This is a genomic window from Varunaivibrio sulfuroxidans, assembly GCF_029318635.1.
GTDB classification, from domain to species: domain Bacteria; phylum Pseudomonadota; class Alphaproteobacteria; order Rhodospirillales; family Magnetovibrionaceae; genus Varunaivibrio; species Varunaivibrio sulfuroxidans.
The window spans coordinates 2803436-2820621 of record NZ_CP119676.1; the positions used below are offsets into that span (position 1 = coordinate 2803436).

The 17186-nt window shown below is 59.6% G+C and carries 13 protein-coding genes; 6 read left to right on the forward strand and 7 right to left on the reverse strand.

Annotation, left to right across the window (positions count from 1 at the left end):
• Positions 1–370: 370 nt before the first annotated feature.
• On the forward strand, positions 371–1690 hold the full coding sequence (locus tag P3M64_RS13150; RefSeq protein ID WP_165886328.1) for a GAF domain-containing sensor histidine kinase: 1320 nt from the start codon (positions 371–373) through the stop codon (positions 1688–1690).
• A gap of 27 nt (positions 1691–1717) precedes the next feature.
• On the opposite strand, the gene sciP is transcribed toward P3M64_RS13150, so the two are convergent.
• The 4 genes from sciP to P3M64_RS13170 all read right to left on the reverse strand — a co-directional run bounded on the left by sciP (position 1718) and on the right by P3M64_RS13170 (position 6835).
• Positions 1718–2035 carry a CtrA inhibitor SciP gene (gene sciP, locus P3M64_RS13155; protein ID WP_322111141.1) on the reverse strand — a complete coding sequence of 106 codons (318 nt, stop codon included), beginning with the start codon at positions 2033–2035 and terminating at the stop codon, positions 1718–1720.
• A gap of 222 nt (positions 2036–2257) precedes the next feature.
• Positions 2258–4333: a flagellar hook-basal body complex protein gene (locus tag P3M64_RS13160; protein ID WP_132939221.1), complete on the reverse strand. Its 2076-nt coding sequence runs from the start codon at positions 4331–4333 to the stop codon at positions 2258–2260.
• A gap of 63 nt (positions 4334–4396) precedes the next feature.
• Complete coding sequence (locus tag P3M64_RS13165; RefSeq protein ID WP_132939222.1) at positions 4397–5059, reverse strand: flagellar hook assembly protein FlgD; 663 nt, start codon at positions 5057–5059, stop codon at positions 4397–4399.
• Positions 5060–5071: 12 nt separating this feature from the next.
• Positions 5072–6835: a flagellar hook-length control protein FliK gene (locus tag P3M64_RS13170; protein WP_132939223.1), complete on the reverse strand. Its 1764-nt coding sequence runs from the start codon at positions 6833–6835 to the stop codon at positions 5072–5074.
• Between the two features lie 363 nt (positions 6836–7198).
• Here P3M64_RS13170 and P3M64_RS13175 point away from each other — a divergent pair, with 363 nt between their 5' ends.
• The 3 genes from P3M64_RS13175 (at position 7199) to P3M64_RS13185 (ending at position 10994) form a co-directional block, all read left to right on the forward strand.
• On the forward strand, positions 7199–9163 hold the full coding sequence (locus P3M64_RS13175) for a tetratricopeptide repeat protein (RefSeq protein WP_132939224.1): 1965 nt from the start codon (positions 7199–7201) through the stop codon (positions 9161–9163).
• A 111-nt stretch (positions 9164–9274) separates the two neighbouring features.
• Positions 9275–10072 carry an EipB family protein gene (locus tag P3M64_RS13180; protein WP_132939225.1) on the forward strand — a complete coding sequence of 266 codons (798 nt, stop codon included), beginning with the start codon at positions 9275–9277 and terminating at the stop codon, positions 10070–10072.
• Positions 10073–10211: 139 nt separating this feature from the next.
• Entirely contained in the window at positions 10212–10994 is a 783-nt protein-coding gene (locus tag P3M64_RS13185) for a PDZ domain-containing protein (RefSeq protein WP_132939226.1), read from the forward strand.
• A gap of 22 nt (positions 10995–11016) precedes the next feature.
• Here P3M64_RS13185 and P3M64_RS13190 read toward each other — a convergent pair whose 3' ends face one another.
• The 3 genes from P3M64_RS13190 to P3M64_RS13200 all read right to left on the reverse strand — a co-directional run bounded on the left by P3M64_RS13190 (position 11017) and on the right by P3M64_RS13200 (position 14078).
• Entirely contained in the window at positions 11017–11799 is a 783-nt protein-coding gene (locus tag P3M64_RS13190) for a DsbA family protein (protein WP_132939227.1), read from the reverse strand.
• A gap of 138 nt (positions 11800–11937) precedes the next feature.
• Positions 11938–12705 carry a DUF3047 domain-containing protein gene (locus P3M64_RS13195; protein WP_132939228.1) on the reverse strand — a complete coding sequence of 256 codons (768 nt, stop codon included), beginning with the start codon at positions 12703–12705 and terminating at the stop codon, positions 11938–11940.
• Positions 12702–14078 (reverse strand): M48 family metalloprotease, encoded by a 1377-nt coding sequence (locus P3M64_RS13200; protein ID WP_243644777.1) that lies wholly within the window; start codon positions 14076–14078, stop codon positions 12702–12704. The genes P3M64_RS13195 and P3M64_RS13200 overlap by 4 nt, the downstream gene beginning before the upstream one ends.
• Between P3M64_RS13200 and P3M64_RS13205 the strand changes: the two genes are divergently transcribed.
• Both P3M64_RS13205 and P3M64_RS13210 read left to right on the forward strand, forming a co-directional pair.
• Positions 14077–15732: a gamma-glutamyltransferase gene (locus P3M64_RS13205; protein WP_165886329.1), complete on the forward strand. Its 1656-nt coding sequence runs from the start codon at positions 14077–14079 to the stop codon at positions 15730–15732. The genes P3M64_RS13200 and P3M64_RS13205 overlap by 2 nt on opposite strands.
• Before the next feature lie 14 nt (positions 15733–15746).
• Positions 15747–16898: a pyridoxal phosphate-dependent aminotransferase gene (locus tag P3M64_RS13210; protein WP_132939230.1), complete on the forward strand. Its 1152-nt coding sequence runs from the start codon at positions 15747–15749 to the stop codon at positions 16896–16898.
• The last annotated feature ends 288 nt before the right edge of the window (positions 16899–17186 follow it).

The following is a 17186-nucleotide window of genomic DNA, read 5'->3' on the forward strand; positions in this document are numbered from 1 at the left end:
TATGTTAAAATTATTCTGATATTACGCCTAACATCATATAAAACAATAAATTATATTGTTTTTTTCTTCCTTTTTGGGGGCTGTTCTCCTGAGGTCGCCCCCCGATCGGCGCGGGTATAATTTCCCCATTTATCCCCCTGTCTGAAAAGGATATTGCACAGGAGACGTTCAACGCCAAGATATATACCAACGGATAAGAATCCGACCGGGAAAACGTGTGCGCCGCGACCGGCGGCACGGGGGCGGTTTATCCCGGGCCATAGGACGCCCGGGCCATAGGATGATCGAGTGGGTAATTTTCATGATACTGCCGGATGTTAACATTTCGTCATCAGGTGCGCGTCACACGCCCGCCAACGAGGAAACGCCCGTGACGGAAAACGCGGGTTCCCCAGCCGGGTTACTGGCTCTTGTGCAGTCTCTCAACAATGCCTTCGCCGCGTCGTTGGACCTCGACACGACGCTTGAAACGGGGGTGCGTGAAATCAAGGAGCACCTGCACGCCGAGGCTGCATCGTTGTTTTTGATCGATATCGATACGGAAGAGAACGTGTGTCAGGCATGTTCGGGCCCGGTAGATATTTTCGGCATGCGGCTGCCGTCCGGCGAAGGCATTATCGGGCGGACCCTTCGCGAGCGCGCCCCCCTGATCGTGGATAACGTCAGTGCGGACCAGCATTTTTCGAGGAGGGTCGATGAGGCGACCGGGTTTAAAACGCTGTCGTTGCTGTGTGCGCCGATGATTATTCAGGGTGTGGCGATCGGCGTTCTCGAGGTTGTCAATAAATTAGGGGGGCGTCCATTTTCCGAACAAGATCGCATGACGCTGTCCGCCTTGGCGGCGACGACGGCGATGGCGGTGCACAACGCGCGCCAAGCCTCCGATCTTGTCGATAAGGAAGCAGTGGTTAAGGCGTCGAAGGCGAAAACGGATTTCGTTTCCTCCCTCAGCCACGAACTGAGGGCGCCCCTCAACACGGTCTTGGGGTTCGCGCAGCTGTTGGAAAGCGACCCTCTGGTGGAGGCGCATCCGCATCTTTCGTTATCCATTGGGCAAATACGAAAGGGCGGAAAACACCTGCTGTTCTTGGTCGATGAAATTCTCGATCTGGCGAAAATAGAGGCTGGTAAATTAAAGGTTCATATCAGTGAAATTGTCGCTTACGACGCGATGGAAGAATGTCTGGGCATGATCGGTGAAATGGCTCGGGAGCGCGGAATTTCCGTGCATAATAAAATAGGTGAGGGCGAGGCGCCCATTTTTTTGGCCGATGCGGTGCGTTTTAAGCAGGTCATTCTTAACCTTCTGACCAACGCGATTAAATATAACGTCGCCGGGGGCAAGGTTATCGTGTCTTGTGCGCAAACCGGCCATGGCATGCTCCGTTTCTCCGTCGCCGACAACGGATCGGGAATCCCTTCTCGGCTACAGCAGGCGGTCTTTCAGCCCTTCACCCGTTTAAGCGAGGACGCCGCCAAAATCGAAGGGACGGGAATCGGTTTATCGATCAGCCAAAAGCTGGTCGATTTGATGAACGGCGTCATCGGCTTCGAAAGTGAAAATGGCGTGGGAAGCACGTTTTGGGTCGATTTTCCCCTAGCGCACGAGGAAGAACAAGATTCCGGCGAACATCGCCCCGCCGCCTCGGGAGACGGGGACGTGTGGGGTTTGAAACCAGACGGAGACTGAACGAGGACGCGCGGCGACGTGCGCGCCCTATCCACGCCGACGATGATGGTGTGTAACCCGTAGGCCGGCCGTGCCGTGGCGATCCAATTTTTGCTGCCAGGATACGAATTCCTCGATCGACAGCGCATATCGGCGGCACGCCTCTTCCAATGTGATGACGCCCGTACGCACGGCGGTGACGACTTGGGCCTTGCGTGTGCTAACCCAGCGTTTTGTGTCCGCCGGCGGAAGTTCGTTGGCGTCCATGTCTCTCTCGTCCGTGCTGACGTGGTCAATATTCGCCGTGGACGAGGCTCCACCGATCGTTCCGCCCACGGGGCGGTCGTGGGATGTATCGTGTTTCATTGTACCTTGCATTCTTTCCCTCAAGCCCTTTGTTGATAGAGGATTCGTGTTAATGAATGCCTAATCCGGGAAAAAGATAAGGATAAAAAGACCGCGCGCCATGCGAAATTTCGCCCGCCGGAGTCGTGGAGCGCGTTGGTTGCGTTCGAGAAAAACATAAAAAAGCCGGGGGCGTTCCGCCCCCGGCTTTTGCTTCGTTTCCTTCTTTTTTTAAGGAAGGACTTATCGTTTGACGTTCATCAATTCTTGAAGCATCTGATCGGCCGTCGAGATAATTTTGGTGCTTGCCGAATAGGCCCGCTGGACTACGATCATCGAGGTGAACTCGGCGCCGATATCCACGGTCGAGGCTTCGAGCGCGCTTTGAATGATCTGGCCTGCCGCCCCGCTACCGGCGTTGCGTAAGGTGTAATCCCCCGAATTTTGGGTCGCCGTCCATACGTTTCCCGTTTGCGACGACATCTGGTTGGGGTTGGTGAAAGTGGCCACCGGGATTTTGAAAATCTTGCGCGTTTCGCCGTTGTCGAACAAGGCGGTGACAAGACCGTCGGTGCCGATGGTGACGCCGGAGAAGGTGCCGAATTTCGACCCGTTCTGGGTGATGAAATTGGGCGTGAACTCGGCGCCGAACTGAGTCAGTCCGTTAGCTTGTCCGACGGTGCCGAAGTCAAAGGTGATGCGTTTGCCTTCATTGGTGGCGTTGTTCATGTTTTGCGCGCCGTTGGCAAAGCCAAGCAATTCGAGATCCTTGACGTTGAAGGTCGAGGGCAGGCCGTCGGCGCTGAACACGATGCCCGACGCCGTCGCCACCGGAATGGTAGTCGAGGCGTAGGCCGTCAAGTCGCCGTCCTTGGGCCGCGACGCCGCGGTCATGCCCGAGGTGTCGATGTTGTCGGTGACGTTGGCGACGGTTTCGATATACAGGGTGTCGTTGGTGCCGTTGTTGTCCAGGTCGAATTGCTTGACCCGGTTGCCGGTCACCGCGAGAACCGAATCATTGGCCTCGATCGAGTTCTCCAAGTCGGCCATCATGGCGCCGAAGGTGCTGGTGGTGATGACGGTGTCGCCGTCGCTCGCCGGCTCCGCCGACTGGAAGGTATATGTGGTGCCGCGAATGGAGATGGTGTCGCCGTTGGCCGGAAGGTTCGCCGGGTCGAAGCGCAGCATGGTGTAATTGCTGTAGGCGTTATCCGTCTGCTTGACGGTGAACGATCCGGTTTGATTGGTCACCGCGCCGCCAGTGGAATTCAAGGTCGCCGAAAGATCGACGTAAATTTCGCCAACGCCGCCCTCGTTGAATTGAATGGCGGTCGATACGCCGGGCTTGACCTCTATGCGATTGGACTGCACGGCGAAGGCTTGATCGGCGCTTTGCACCTTGGCGACCAGCGCGGCGACGACCTGGCTCAAGGTCTTCCCGCCGTCAACCTGGATCTGGTTGCCGGTCGGTGCGCCGTTGACGAAGGTATAAGTCGTCGCCGTGGCCGATCCGAAGCCGATCTTAATGGTGCTGCCGGCGGCGGGGATGGCGGTGAATTCGACCAACCCCGAACTGGAATAAACGTTCCCGGAATTGTCGTATAAAGTACTGACGGCGGTGCCCGGTGGCGGTGCGATTCCGACGTTCCACTGGTTTCCGGTGGTCGATTTGGTGTAGTTGATCGACAGGTTGTTGGCGTTGCCTAGGGAATCGAAGAACTGGACGTCCGTTTTATGCGAGGTTCCGGCGACGTCGCTGGACGGCAGGTTGGCGCCGATTGCGACCGTATTGGTCGCCGCCGCCGTGCCGCCGACCCGATTAAGGTTGATGCTTTCCAAGTAGTCCGAGGAAATGACGTTTTGATTGGGGACGGTCAAGTTCGTGTTCGCCGGAATGACCGTTCCTGCGGGGTCGGTGGGCCAACCCTGGACGTAATAGCCCTGTGCATTTTTCAAGAAACCTTGATCGTCCTGGATAAACGATCCGGCGCGGGTATATAGGTACGGGTCGCTAATTCCTGGAACCGGCGCCTGATTGACGACGAAAAATCCGGCGCCGGACATGGAAATATCGGTCTGCGATGTCGATGATTGCAACAATCCTTGGACGTCGGTTTGCTGGCGCGGCTTGGACTGTACGCCGCCCGCGGAATAAAACGTCGAAGAGGTTTGCTTGGTCACCAATGTCTGAAAATTTGTGGTCGTCCCCTTGTAGCCGATGGTCGAGACGTTGGTGATATTGTCGGAAATGGCGCCCATCGCGCTCGATTGGGCGGTCAGGCCGGAAACGCCTGAAAACAGTGCACCATACAAGCTCATTTTCTTCTCCTTAGCATTGCGGCGGCATGCGCCGGTTTTGGTCTTGTTTCTTGCCGTCGCGGGCTATTGTACGGATATCACGTTGTCCATTTTCGTGCGCACCGCACCCATGTCGAGCATGGCGCTTCCGGCATCGACACCTGCTCCTGTTACCGTGCCGAAGATGGTTTGGGCGACGTCCTGGATATTGCCCAGATGGTCCTTGGCGGAAATATTGACCGTATAGGCGCCGTCGGGCATTTGCTGAGCGCTATTGTTCTTGCCGTCCCAGTTGAAGACGTGCTTGCCCGAGGCGGTTTCTCCCGGTCCCGAATACACGGTCAGGCCCTTGGCGTTTTGGATGGTGACGGTGGTGTCCTGCACGTTGGCGCCCAGGGTATAGCTGAATTTTCCGACGCCCTTCTGTAATTGAAACTGCTGTCCGGTGGCCTCGATCGAGCGCCCCAGATAGCTGACCATCGAGGAAACCTGAGAGGATTTTTGCAGGGTCAGCAATTTTTCCAAATTGGAGTTCTGATTGATTTGCTGCTCGACGCTGGCGAATTGGACCAATTGGTTGGTGAACTCGTTGGCCTTTAGAGGCTGCAAAGGGTCCTGGTTTTTGAGTTGCGTCACCAACAGGGTGAGGAACTGATTGAGGTCCTTGTTGAGCTTATTCTTCGATTGACCGGACTGTGTCGATGTATCGGCCGCTCCCGTGGTGCCGACGCCGCTTAAAATTGACATTTTTATTTCTCCTTAGGCCCGGATATCGACACGATCTTTGGTGACGACATCCGTATGATCGGGACCGGCGCTCAACAAGTCTTCGAGTGACGGCTCTTTCATAGCGCGCAACCGAGGCGGCTGATGTTCCGGGCCGCCGCCGCCTTGTGCGCCGTTCTCGTTGAGGTTAAATGTTAAATCACCCGTTCCCGCCTGCAGGCCGGCGTCTTGAAGGGCTTTTTGAAGTTCCCGGGAATCTTGTTTCAGCATGTCCAGGGTGTGTTTGTTGTCGGCCGAGATGACGGCCGAAACGTGGCCATCGCGGCTGAGCTCGATCTGAACGTCAACCCGGCCCATGGACGCCGGGCGCAACTGGATGCGAATTTTATCCAGACCGTCGGCCAAGGCCTTGGTGATCTGGACCGAAACTTGTTCGGCCACCGGTTTGTGCGAGGGGGTGGGCGGTGGTGGTGCGGATTTATGAATGGCGGCGCTTTGCTGAGTCGGCGTCTGGAGTCCCATCGGGCTTCCCAGGGAGGCCGCCTGCGCGCTTTCCCCACCACTCATAGCCCCCATCGTTGCCGCCGCGCCGGACGCGTTAAGGGCCGTCGTCGCCGCGCCACCGCCGTTTGCGGCTTTCAGGGCGGTGTCGAAGGCGGCCTGGACCGCGCCAATTTGGGCGGCGCCTTGAGGTTGAACAACGGGGGCTTGCGCCAAGTGCAAGGCCTTTGTCTGAGTCGCGCCGTGGCCGTTCGACGGCTTGGCGCTCTGCGATTGTCCCCGGGCGCTCGCTAAGGCCGCTTGCGGGGCCAAACTGGCCGACGTCTGCGATTTTAGGGTTGTGGCGTCATCCTTGACGTTGACATGAACTTTCATCCGGGCGTCATCGCCGAGCGTCCGCGCGAGCGCCTGGGCCTGCAGCTGGCGTGCGGAAGCCTCGGAATCCAATTTCGCCGCCGGGGCGCCTTGGGTTTGTTGGGCGCCGTGGGATGAACCCAATTCGTGGGTTTGTTTGCCTCTTCCTGCCGGTGTGACTTTCCCTGCCGCCGCGGCCGCTTTCGCGGCTTCTTCCTGAGCCGTGTTTGCGGCGGGGTGGGGAATGTTTTGCGCCTTGCCGCCAAGGTCCTTTTTTAGGGGCGCCGCCAAACCGTCGTCGTTCCGGGGCGTGGGCGTATCGCGCACGTTCCGGCGAGCCGCTTGGGTGGTCAGGGCGGCGACCTCGACAACCGAAGCGGCGGGCGGTTTGGCCGTGTCCGGCGTGGCGGCGGCGATCGCCGCGGCGGGGGCGTTATCGTCCCTGTTTTTATCCTTGCCGGCGGCGCGTTTCACGTCCGGGGCGTCATCGTGACTTTTGGCCGTGGCCGTGGGGGTATGGTCTTGCGCATCGTTTCGCGACGTCGCCTTCGATGTGGGCGTATCATCCCTATGCGAGCTATTTTCCCGACGCCGACGGTCGTCGTGGGGCGTGTCGTCGGGGTGGTGTGTGTGGGACGCGTGGTCATACGTCGCGTCGTTCTTGGGGGCGGAGGCTTGTTGTTGCGTATCGTCGGCGCGCACGGGTGTATTGACATGAGGGGCATCCAGGCGGTCGGTCTTGCCTGGGGCTAATTTGCCGACATCCAACAATCCCTTTAAAGAAAACAGGACGTTGCCGACGCCGGGCCGCACGCCGGTTTTATGCAAATAGGCGCCGAAACCGCCGATTTTATCGAGCAGTTTAGCCGCAGGATCCCCCGTTTTAGATACAGGAGATACGCCTGGGGGCAGGTCCTTGGACTTTATCGGAGTGGTTTCCATGGCAAAATTCCGCGCGTAATGAATCCTGGCGGAAGTTCTGCAAGGGGTGTGCCATAGGAATATCTAATTGAAACTAAAATGTTTTATTTTTTTGTTTATATTATTTTTGCCCAAGACGGGAAAATAAGGGTGTGTAGGGATAGGTAGGGGGGGAAAAAAATGCCCACTCCGCGATGACTATGTTCGCGAGAGGGCGGATGGGGTGGTTGAGGGTGGATGAGAAGGTTGATGTTGGGTACGATATGAAATCTTAACCGGAAGGACACAATGGTGTTTATACAATAGGTGATCGCGTGGTGACCGCCTATATATCGCCGGGAACGGTGCGCGTGCGGTGAACGTTTATGTTAAGGAGTCGTCGGAATGACGGTTGCGACCGATACGGGTGAAGACGCCTATCTGGATCATGTCGAAAAGGCTTTTCTGGCGTTTACATCCTCGGACAATGATGAAGCCATTCGCTCGTGCGAGCAGGCGTTGAAGATCAATCCCGAAGGCGCCGAGGCCCTGTTTGTTCTTGGGTTGGTTTCTTTTTTGCTCGACGATCTGGGGCGGGCGATTAAATTTTTCGAACGAGGTCACGCGCGCGAACCGGATTGGCGCGAGTTCGCGGATATCCTAAGTGCGATGTATTCGCGCGTCGGCGATTTGTCGAACAGTCTTTATTACTCCAAGTTGGCGACCACGCTGGTTTCCAACCCGACCCTCAAGCGCTACGTCCCTCAAGGCTTCGACGATTTCGAAGAAAACATGAAGAATGTGGCGCTGTCGTGGTACTACGTGGAAGCGGCGGTGCATTTTTATGAACGCGACTATAAGAAAACCATCGCCTACTGCGAACGGGAATTGGGCCTGAACGCGGATAATGTCGATTGTCTGATCTTGCTGGGGCGGGCGTTGATCAACGTCAATGACATCCCCCGCGCCGCCGAGGTGCTTGCAAAAGCCGCCCACCTGGCCCCGGACAACCCCGAATGCTGGACCTATCTTAGCGACGCCCTGTTGGCGGAGGGGCGTATCGGCGAGGCCATGGCGAATATCGACAAGGCCATGCGGATCGCCCCGGATGGGATAGACGCGCTGTGCCGTAAGGCGATTTCCCTGATGTATGGCGATCAAGACGCTTGGCGGGACTATCCCGGGATCATCGCCAAGATAGGTGCGTTGGTGGCCGCGACGCACAAAGACAAAGCCGCGGCGAAAGGCGCGCGAAGCGCGGGCGATAAACCGGTATCGCGTCCCCGAGGGGACGACGCCCTGCATATCGGCATGATCATCGGACACGCGGCGATTACCGATAAGAGCGAACTGCTGATCGGCTTGCTTTCTCGGCTCGATCCGAAACGGTTCAAGGTTTTCGCCTATCAGCAGTATACGCAAACCCATCCGGCGACACTGCGTCTGGAAAAAGAGGTCCATCATTGGCGTGGTACGTTCAACATCGATGACGATACGCTGTTCAGGATCATGCAAAACGACGCCCTGGACCTGATCGTCGATACTTGCGCCGTACAAGCCGATCATCGCCTCGCCGTGTTGGCGCGCGGGCCCGCTCCGGTCAGGGTGAGTTGGTTGGGGACGCCCCTGGCGGCGCCGAAAGGATGCTGCGATGTCATTCTAAGCTGTGACGATATGCTGGATATCGATCGCCGTGACGGTGGCGGGGTCGCCTGCGAAAGTCTGGGGTCTTCCTTGTTCGCCTATTCCGGCGGACCAACCTTGGTGACCCCGGGCAGCGATAAAACCCCGGTGGCGCGCAAGGGGTTTATTACCTTTGGCGGGGTCTTGGATTTGGCCCGCATGCAAAGCGCCATCCCCTTGTGGGCGGATGTCTTGCGCCGGGTCAAGCGTTCGCGCTTATTGCTGGGCGGCGGTCTTGAACAACGCCAGTTGTGGCCGCTGGTGGCCGACGCCTTCTCGCAAACGGGGTTGCTGGAACGGATATCGATACAGGATGACGAAGAGGGCGTCTCCCCGCGGGGTCACTTTTTGAGCGACATCGATATCCTGCTCGATACGCCCGACGTTAATGGTCTTGGCGAAATCTGCGACGCCCTGTGGATGGGCGTACCCGTGGTCGCCCTGAAAGGCGATCGAAGGGCTTCGCTGATGGGAAAAACCATTTTGAAGGCGAGCGGAAACGCGCGCTGGTGTGCCGACGATGCGGCGCAATACGTTGATATCGCTTGCGCCCTCGCGGACGACAGGGCGCAATTGCGCCAGTTGCGCCGAGGACTAAGGGAGCAGTTGAAGAAAAGCCCGCTGCTCGACGTCCAGGGTTTCGCCGACACCCTGGCGGAGCTGTTCGAACGCCTGGCGCGCCGATAGGCTCTTTTTTTCGAGCCTCGTGAATACGGGGTGCGCGGGGAGGCACGGGGAGAGGAGCCCCCGACGTGGAATTTTGGGCGGGGTTTTGGAATTTCGAATAAGGAGTAGGCGGTGAGGCGCATTGAAAACATCTTAGCGGCGATCATTTTGGGAACGGTATTCCTTCCGGCTACGGCCCGTGCCGTTGATCTGGCGGGATATCGCGCCACGTACGCCCTATCCCTGGGCAAGGGAGACGACAGTGGTTCCGTCGTTGAAATTCGCGGCGAGACGACGAGCTCCTTCGAAAAAACGTGCGGCGGCTGGCTGTTCGACCAGAGCTGGTTGATGAATGTGATGCGCAACGATGGGCGCGATTCACCGCAGCACACCTTTTTATCGACCTGGGAGTCTTTGGACGGAAAATCCTACCGGTTTTCCGGGCGTAATATTATCGGCAACCTCAGCGAGGATATCCAAGGCCACGCCGCCCACGGCGCGGACGGCGCGCAGGCGGTTTTCGTTCAACCCGAGACACGGACGATCGCCCTCGATCCCGACGTCTTGTTTCCCACCATGCACAGCATCCGTCTGCTCGCCCATGCCGAGGCCGGGGAGCACATTTTTTCGAGCACCGTGTTTGACGGTTCCCAGGTTGATGAAGGCCGTCGTATCGAGGCCTTTATTTCCAAGCCCTTTTCCGCCGGAAAAGGGGCGGGGAGCACGCTCGGCGCGTTGCTCGACCGTCCCGGATGGAACGTGCGGATGGGGTTTTACCCGCCGGGCAGCCTGGCCGCCGAACCGGAATACAGCATCGAGGTTCAAATTCTCGACAACGGTATTCCTAGCCGTATGGTCCTGGAGTATCCTACCTTCAGCATCAACGTTAAGTTGATTAAAATAAAGCCGATAACATCACCCCGATGCTAGTGGATCGGGCCGACGTTCCGTTCCCGCGAACCATCGGGCCGACCACTATCTATCTTTTTGTTGCAGTTTGATTTCTTCACGCATTTGTGTCCAATTGCATCGGACTCAAATGTTAAACTCAAACCACTAGGAGGGCAAAGTGTTCGCACGACGTGCGATGGGGATATGCGCGGGATTTTCTTGGATTCTCGTCGTCGTGATGGGGGTGTCCGCCCTCGCGTTTGGCGCCCAGGATGGCTATCTTGGGCTGTCCGTTCAGGGCGCCAATGCGGCGGTCGGCGAGGCCTTGGGATCGGGGGCGCGTGAAGGCGTCTTGATCCGGGGCGTGGATTTGGGCGGACCTGCCGATCGCGCCGGACTTAAACCGGGAGACTTGATCACGGCTCTCGCTCACAAGCGGGTGAAGGACTATGCGCGAATCATGACGTTGATGCGCGCGGTCCCCCCGGGAAAACGCCTCGTCGTCACCGTGGTGCGTATGGGTGAAAACCATGATCTGTCCTTGGTCGTGGGACAAAGACCGCCCGCACGCGGTGTTGTCCGAGACGCCGTGGCGTCTGTTCCCGCGATCGGTATAACGGTGGCCGCATTGACGAAAAAGATGCGCACGCTGTTCGCCGTGCGCTGGGAAACGACGGGCGTTGTCATTACGATGCTCGATGCCGAAGATGCGGACGCCACGCCTGCTTTGGTCCGCGGCGAGGTCATTCGTCAAGTCAACCAAGTTGACGTCTGGCGGCCCGATCAGGTGGTGACCCTTTACCGGCAGGCGAAAGCGGCGGGGAGAAAGAACCTGCTGCTCCTCGTCGATGGTGCGGCAGGGTCGCGCTTCGTCCTTATACCGATCGCGCCGCACTCGATATCGCGCGGGGCGGCGGGGGCATTGACGCCGTTGAAGCTGCCCATGCCCCCGCCGCAATAAAGTTGCGAGACGTGCGCTTGCCCTAGTGGGCCATTTTCGCCTCTTTGCGCGCCGCTGCGATCTTGGCGCGCAGGACGTCGATGGGCAATGCACCCGAGGTTAACTCATTTCCGATGATGAACGTCGGCGTGCCGGTGATATTCAAGGACTGGGCGAGGCGGTGATTGTCGTCGATGGCCTTGGCGACGTCCTTGCCGTTCATCTCGACTTTCATCTTAGCGACGTCAACGCCGCTTTTCGCCGCAAGATCGAAGATTTTGGCTTCGCTCAGTCCCCCGCGCGCCTCCATCATCGCAGCGTGAAAGGGGGCGTACTTGGTGCTTTGGTGTAGCCACACCGCTTCGGCCGCCTTGGATGCGATCAGCGATTCGGGGGTCAAGATCGGGAATTCCTTGAGAACGTAGCGCAGGTTGGGATCGCTCTTGATCAATTTCTGCGTCGCCGGAAAGACTTGCTTGCAGTACGGGCAGCGATAATCGAAAAACTCGACCACGGTGACGTCCCCTTTAGGGTTGCCCAAAACCGGGGATGTCGGGTCGTGCTCGACCATTTTTTTGGCGTGGCCGAGAACCGTTTTGGCTTGATTTTTGCGTTGGGCTTCGTCGCGTTTTTGCAGCTCCTGCATGACCTGGATGATCAATTCGGGGTTTTTCAAAAGATAATCGTGCACGACCCCTTCGACCGCTTTTTCCTGAGCGGGCGTCAAGGCGCTTTGCCCGCCTTCGGCGCCATAGGCGGGAAGGAAGGCCGCCAGTGTGAGCATTGCGGCGGCGAGGAAGGAGCGTATTGTCGAGGCTGCGGTCATGGGATGGGAACTCTATCGGTTGAAAGGGCGTCGTGAAAGGTTGGACATCTTGCCCCGCCTGGAGGAAGGACACAAGGAATCAGGCGCACCGTGCGATCAAATTATGGTGAGAACATGACGGTGCGTGTCCGAACACGTTTAACGCGAGAGCCGAATGCCGGAAAAATAGGCGCTGGAAGGGGGGCGTCCCCCTTCGGCGGCGAGACCGATGAACACGATGCGCGCCTTTTCGATGTCGTCGCCGGGCCAGACGCGGCTGTAAAGATCGGACAGGTCAACGGTTTCCAACCACCACTGGCTGGTGTTTTCACGTCCGCCGCGTACGACGTAGTAGGGAGCGGGCGTTTTTCTTCCGTGCGAGGGGGGCGCGAAGAGTTTTCCCCTTTCCAGGGCGGAACGTCCCCAGACGAAAGAAATTTCCCGGTCATGGGAAGGAAGTTTCGATACAAAGGCATGAAACAGGCCATTGTCCCACCCCTTGCCGGTATCCGGCGCGCCGCCGTCGAAGCCGACGATAAGGCGCAATGGGTGCAATGCGCCGCGGTACGGTCCGACGTTCCAAGACCAACTGAGAAACGGCGTCGCCAGGACAAGGGCCTGGGTGCGCCGTACCGCAACCGACGGCGCGCGTCCGTTGACCACCTTAATCGCGGGTACGCCGTCCAACGAGGAAAGCGACCAAGTTCCGCCGCTCTTGCTCCCGCCGCCTTTGCCATCGTGCATACCCTCGACGACCCAATCGCCCGGCGCGGCGCGGGAGAAAAAGCCCGGGTCGGGGGCCAGCACGTCGAGACGGCCTTCGGGCGTGACGGGCGCGCGCGGCGCGGCGCAGGCGGCCAGTATCGAAAAAAATAAGACGACGACCCGGGGGTGGGCGATAAAGGGGCGCGCGGCGGCGGACCTCATCGCGCCTTACCGCTATCCTTGCTCGCCTGATGGGCGGCGTCCAAAAGATCCTGGGCGTGTAGCCAGCCGCGCGATCCATGGGGCAGCAAGCCTTGCGCTTTGTTTGCGTGGTAAATCGCCTCGCTGGTGTCGCCGCTGCGCAAGGCCGCCTCGCCCAGGGCGAGGGCGCTTTGGCCCAGATCGCCCTTGCGCCCATAGGCGATTCCCAACTGTCGCCAGATGAACGGCTGATCCGCTTCATCGTTCAGCGAGGTCTTGAAATCGTCAATAGCCTCCTGCAACAGGTTCGGGTCGCCGGCCTCAAGCAGGGCGCGGGCGAGATCGTTGCGAATAAGATAGGCCTTCGGCAACAACTCGGCGGCGCGCCGGTAAGCGACGATGGCCTCGGGCACTTTGGCGTTTTCGAACAACATTTGCCCCTTCAGTTCCCAGAAATAGCCGTCCTTGGGATGGCCTTTGATCAAGGCGTCGATCTCGTCGAGGGCTTTGGGCAAATCCGGCGTGCGATAGGCGGCGATCGCCCGCGCGTAGCGCGCGGGCAGGGAGGTGTCCGTCGTGGGATAACGGCGCAACGTCGCCGCGGGGGGATTGAGAAAGGCGAACAGCTTGGCCTTCATCCGCGCGAACATAGCGTGGACTTCGGGCGGGATGGGGACCGTCGAAAAAGGCGAGTGGGCGACGTGCTGAGCCAACGCTTCGACGCGCTCGCGACTGAGGGGGTGGGACAAAAGGTAGGGGTTGGGATGGCCAAGGCTCAGTTTCTCTTGGCGTTCTAGGATATTGAGAAATTGGAGCAGGCCTTCGGACGATTCCCCGGCGGCGTCCATCAGACGCATGGCGGCCTGATCCGCGGCGGCCTCCTGGGTGCGCGAATATTTCAAGAAGGCGCGCTGACCGGTTCCCTGGCCGCCCAGGATGATGGCCTCGCCAAGGTCCGCCCGTCCGGTGCCCACCGCCGCGGCTAGGCCGAGGACCGACGTCAAGATGCCGTACATCTTGGCCTTGGCGAGTTCCTGTGGGGTACGCGATAAATCGCCAGCTTGAATATGGCCGGTTTCGTGGGCTATGACGCCGACCAATTGCAACGCGGTTTCGCTTCTCAGGATCAATCCGGTGTTGATAAAGATATTTTGCCCCCCGGCGACGAACGCGTTAAGGGTGTTATCGTTAACCAGGTAGATTTTCACATCCCCGGGGTGTAATCCTGCGGCTTTGAATATTGGCGTCGCCAGGGTGCGGATGGTACGTTCAATTTCACTGTCGCGGATAAGGTTGATGCCGGCGGCGTTGGCAGGCGGCGCCGATGAAAGCCAAAGAACGAAGCCTAGGTTTAAGATTAGGCCTCTCAGGATAAAAGGAAAAAGCGTGCGCATGCGGTTTATCAAGGGATTGAGCCTTACTGTTTCGCCTAAAGGTAGTCACGCGGCGCGCCGGCGTCAATTTGGCGTTCTCGCGGCGCTGGTCCTCGTCGCGGGCTGTTCGTCCACGTCGGGAGTGTCGCAGGGAACTTTGACCTATGTCCAAGGGTTTTCGGGGGCGGTAGCCGCCGCCGACCCCCGCGCCGCCCTGATCGCCCAGGATGTTTTGAACACCGGCGGCACGGCGGCGGACGCGGTGGCGGCGGGTTATTTCGCGATGGCGGTGGGCCTGCCGTCCTCGGCGGGACTGGGCGGGGGCGGGGTATGTCTTGTCCATGACCGTAAAAGCGGCGCCGTCGAGGCCCTGGACTTTCTCAACCGTGCGCCGAAAACGGTGTTGCCCGGCGCCCGCATCGCCGATGCGGTGCCCGGTAACGTGCGCGGCATGTTCGCTTTGCAATCGCGCTATGGCGTGCGCCGTTGGGCCGAGCTTGTCGCCCCGGCCGAGGCCTTGGCGCGCTTTGGCGCGCCGGTCTCAAAGGCTTTCGCGCGCGAGCTCGATCCGGTGAAACAATCCCTGATGGCCGATCCGGGAGTCGCGGCGATCCTTGCCCGACGCGATACCGGTGCGCCGGTCGGCGAGGGCGATCTTTTGCTGCGCCCGGATTTGGCGTCGGTACTCAGCCTGATCCGCGCCAAGGGCGTCGGCGATTTTTATCAAGGCCCTTGGGCGCGTCGTTTCGTCGCCGCCGATCGCGCCGCGGGTGGATCGCTCGATCTTGCCGACTTGCGTGATTTTTCGCCGCAGTGGCGGGCACCGTTGAAAGTCCCCTTTGGCAGCTTGATTTCCTCGCGCACCGCCTATTTCGCGGCCCCGCCCGAAGGCGGTGCGTTGGCCGCCCGGATGTGGGCGATGATCGTGCGCGATGGCGGTTTCGCCTCGGACGACGCGGCGGCGCGCGCTCATCTCCTGGCCGAGGTTTCGATGCGCGCGTTCGCCAAGCGCGGCGGCGGGCAGGTCGGCAACGTCGCCCAAATCGACACCGGGAGTAAAAATATGATGGCGTCCTTCGATTCCCGTCGGCACACGCCGGCGTCGCACTTCGCGCCTTTATCGCCGACCCCGCGCACGTCGCCGTCGGCGGCGAGCATCGTCGCCGTCGATCCCCAGGGCGATGCGGTGGCCTGCGCCTTTACCCTGGGGGCGGCGTTCGGCACCGGAAAAGTCGCCCAAGGTACAGGCATTTTCCTTGCTGAAAACCCGACGGCCCGGGGGCGTTCTTCCCTGGCGTTGACGCCGATGCTGGTCACCAACGATAACGTTCACGAGGTCTATTTCGCCGCAGCCGCCGGCGGGGGATTGCCGGCGCCGGCGGCTCTCGTCAACGTCGCCGCGCGCACTCAGTTGGCCGGGGTGCGCCTGGGCGCGGCGATGGCAGCGCCTAGGGTGTTCAACCCGGCGACGCCCGATATCACCTTTTATGAACCGACCATGAAAAAGGCGGTTATCGACGCCTTGTCTCGGCGCGGCCACCATCTCGGGAAAGCCGCGGACCAAGGACGCGTGGTCGCCATTTCATGTCCCGATGGGCTTCCACCTAAGCCCGGGAGTTGCCAGGTTTCCGCCGACACTCGCGGCGCGGGATTGGGCGTCGGCGCGCAACACTAAGGAACAATTTCTCAATGGCTTTAAAGATCTCCACCCGGGGGACGATTCCCCCTTTTCTCGCCCTGGACATCATGGGCGATGTCCAACGCCGCGTCACCGAAGGCGCGGATATCGTACATCTGGAAGTCGGTCAACCGTCGAGCAAGGCTCCGCAAAAGGTTTTGGCGACGGCCCGCGAGGCGTTGCTTACCGACGCCATTGGATACACGCCGGCGTTTGGATTGCCCGAATTGCGCGCACGCCTGGCGCGCCACTACCGCGACACCTACGGTGTCGCGGTCGATCCCGCGCGGATTGCGATGACCACCGGATCGTCGGGCGGCTTCGTGCTGTCGTTCTTGGCGGCGTTCGATGTCGGCGATCGCGTCGCCTTGGCGTGTCCGGGGTATCCCGCCTATCGCAATATCTTGCTCGCTCTGGGGATCGAGGTCGTGGATATTCCCGTCGGCCCGGAAACCCGCTTCCAGCCCACCGTGCGCGCCCTCGATGGGCTGGCGAAGCCGATCGACGGGTTAATTGTCGCCAGCCCGTCGAACCCGGCGGGCACCATGCTCCATGACGCCGAGATGAAGGCCTTGTGCGACTGGTGCAGAGACCATGAAGTGCGTCTGATTTCCGATGAAATCTATCACGGCATTACCTATGGCGTGCAGGGTGTCAGCGCCTTGGCGTACGATTGCGGGGGCGTCGTCATCAATAGTTTTTCGAAATATTTTTCGATGACCGGCTGGCGTCTGGGGTGGCTGGTGGCGCCCGAGGATTTGGCGCGCCCGATCGAATGTCTGGCCCAGAGTTTGTTTATTTCACCCCCGACACTTTCGCAGATCGCCGCCCTTTCTGCGTTCGATTGCCGCGAGGAATTGGACGGTAATGTCGCCCGTTACCGCAAAAACCGCGATCTTTTGCTTGAGGAACTGCCCAAGGCCGGATTCGATAAACTATCGCCCGCCGAGGGGGGGTTTTATCTTTACGCCGACGTATCGGACCAAACGGCGTCCAGTGAAGATCTTTGTCGGCGCATGGTGGCGGAAATCGGCGTCGCCGTGACTCCCGGCGTCGATTTCGATCCGCATCGTGGGCATCGTTTCATCCGTCTGTCCTTCGCCGGCGCGCACGAGGACATGATTCGAGCTTGCCGGCGTTTGAAGGACTGGCGGCGTAATTGATTTTCGATGGGCGTTTTTTCACCCCGTTCTTGATACCCGGTCCCGTGCTCGACGCCTGAAAACACCAAAAAGAGGCATAACGACGAAGGCCCGGAACGATGTGTCCGGGCCTTCGTCGTATCGGTGACGCACCGCCGCCCTTGGCGGGGCGACAAGGTGGTGGGGCGACAAGGAAATTTCGCCCTAACTGGTCAAGCGGTTCCACCAGCCACGCCGCCGGGGGCGGGGAGCGGCGGACTCTTCGCCTGTATCGGGCGTTGCCGGAGCCGGCGTTTGAGGCGACGGCGT

What these genes read in the sequence shown, in the direction of transcription:
- sciP (WP_322111141.1), bottom strand. Translation starts at nt 2,035, where the DNA reads ATGAAACACGATACATCCCACGACCGCCCCGTGGGCGGAACGATCGGT.
- P3M64_RS13160 (WP_132939221.1), bottom strand. Translation starts at nt 4,333, where the DNA reads ATGAGCTTGTATGGTGCACTGTTTTCAGGCGTTTCCGGCCTGACCGCC.
- P3M64_RS13165 (WP_132939222.1), bottom strand. Translation starts at nt 5,059, where the DNA reads ATGTCAATTTTAAGCGGCGTCGGCACCACGGGAGCGGCCGATACATCG.
- P3M64_RS13170 (WP_132939223.1), bottom strand. Translation starts at nt 6,835, where the DNA reads ATGGAAACCACTCCGATAAAGTCCAAGGACCTGCCCCCAGGCGTATCT.
- P3M64_RS13175 (WP_132939224.1), top strand. Translation starts at nt 7,199, where the DNA reads ATGACGGTTGCGACCGATACGGGTGAAGACGCCTATCTGGATCATGTC.
- P3M64_RS13190 (WP_132939227.1), bottom strand. Translation starts at nt 11,799, where the DNA reads ATGACCGCAGCCTCGACAATACGCTCCTTCCTCGCCGCCGCAATGCTC.
- P3M64_RS13195 (WP_132939228.1), bottom strand. Translation starts at nt 12,705, where the DNA reads ATGAGGTCCGCCGCCGCGCGCCCCTTTATCGCCCACCCCCGGGTCGTC.
- P3M64_RS13205 (WP_165886329.1), top strand. Translation starts at nt 14,077, where the DNA reads ATGCGGTTTATCAAGGGATTGAGCCTTACTGTTTCGCCTAAAGGTAGT.
- P3M64_RS13200 (WP_243644777.1), bottom strand. Translation starts at nt 14,078, where the DNA reads ATGCGCACGCTTTTTCCTTTTATCCTGAGAGGCCTAATCTTAAACCTA.
- P3M64_RS13210 (WP_132939230.1), top strand. Translation starts at nt 15,747, where the DNA reads ATGGCTTTAAAGATCTCCACCCGGGGGACGATTCCCCCTTTTCTCGCC.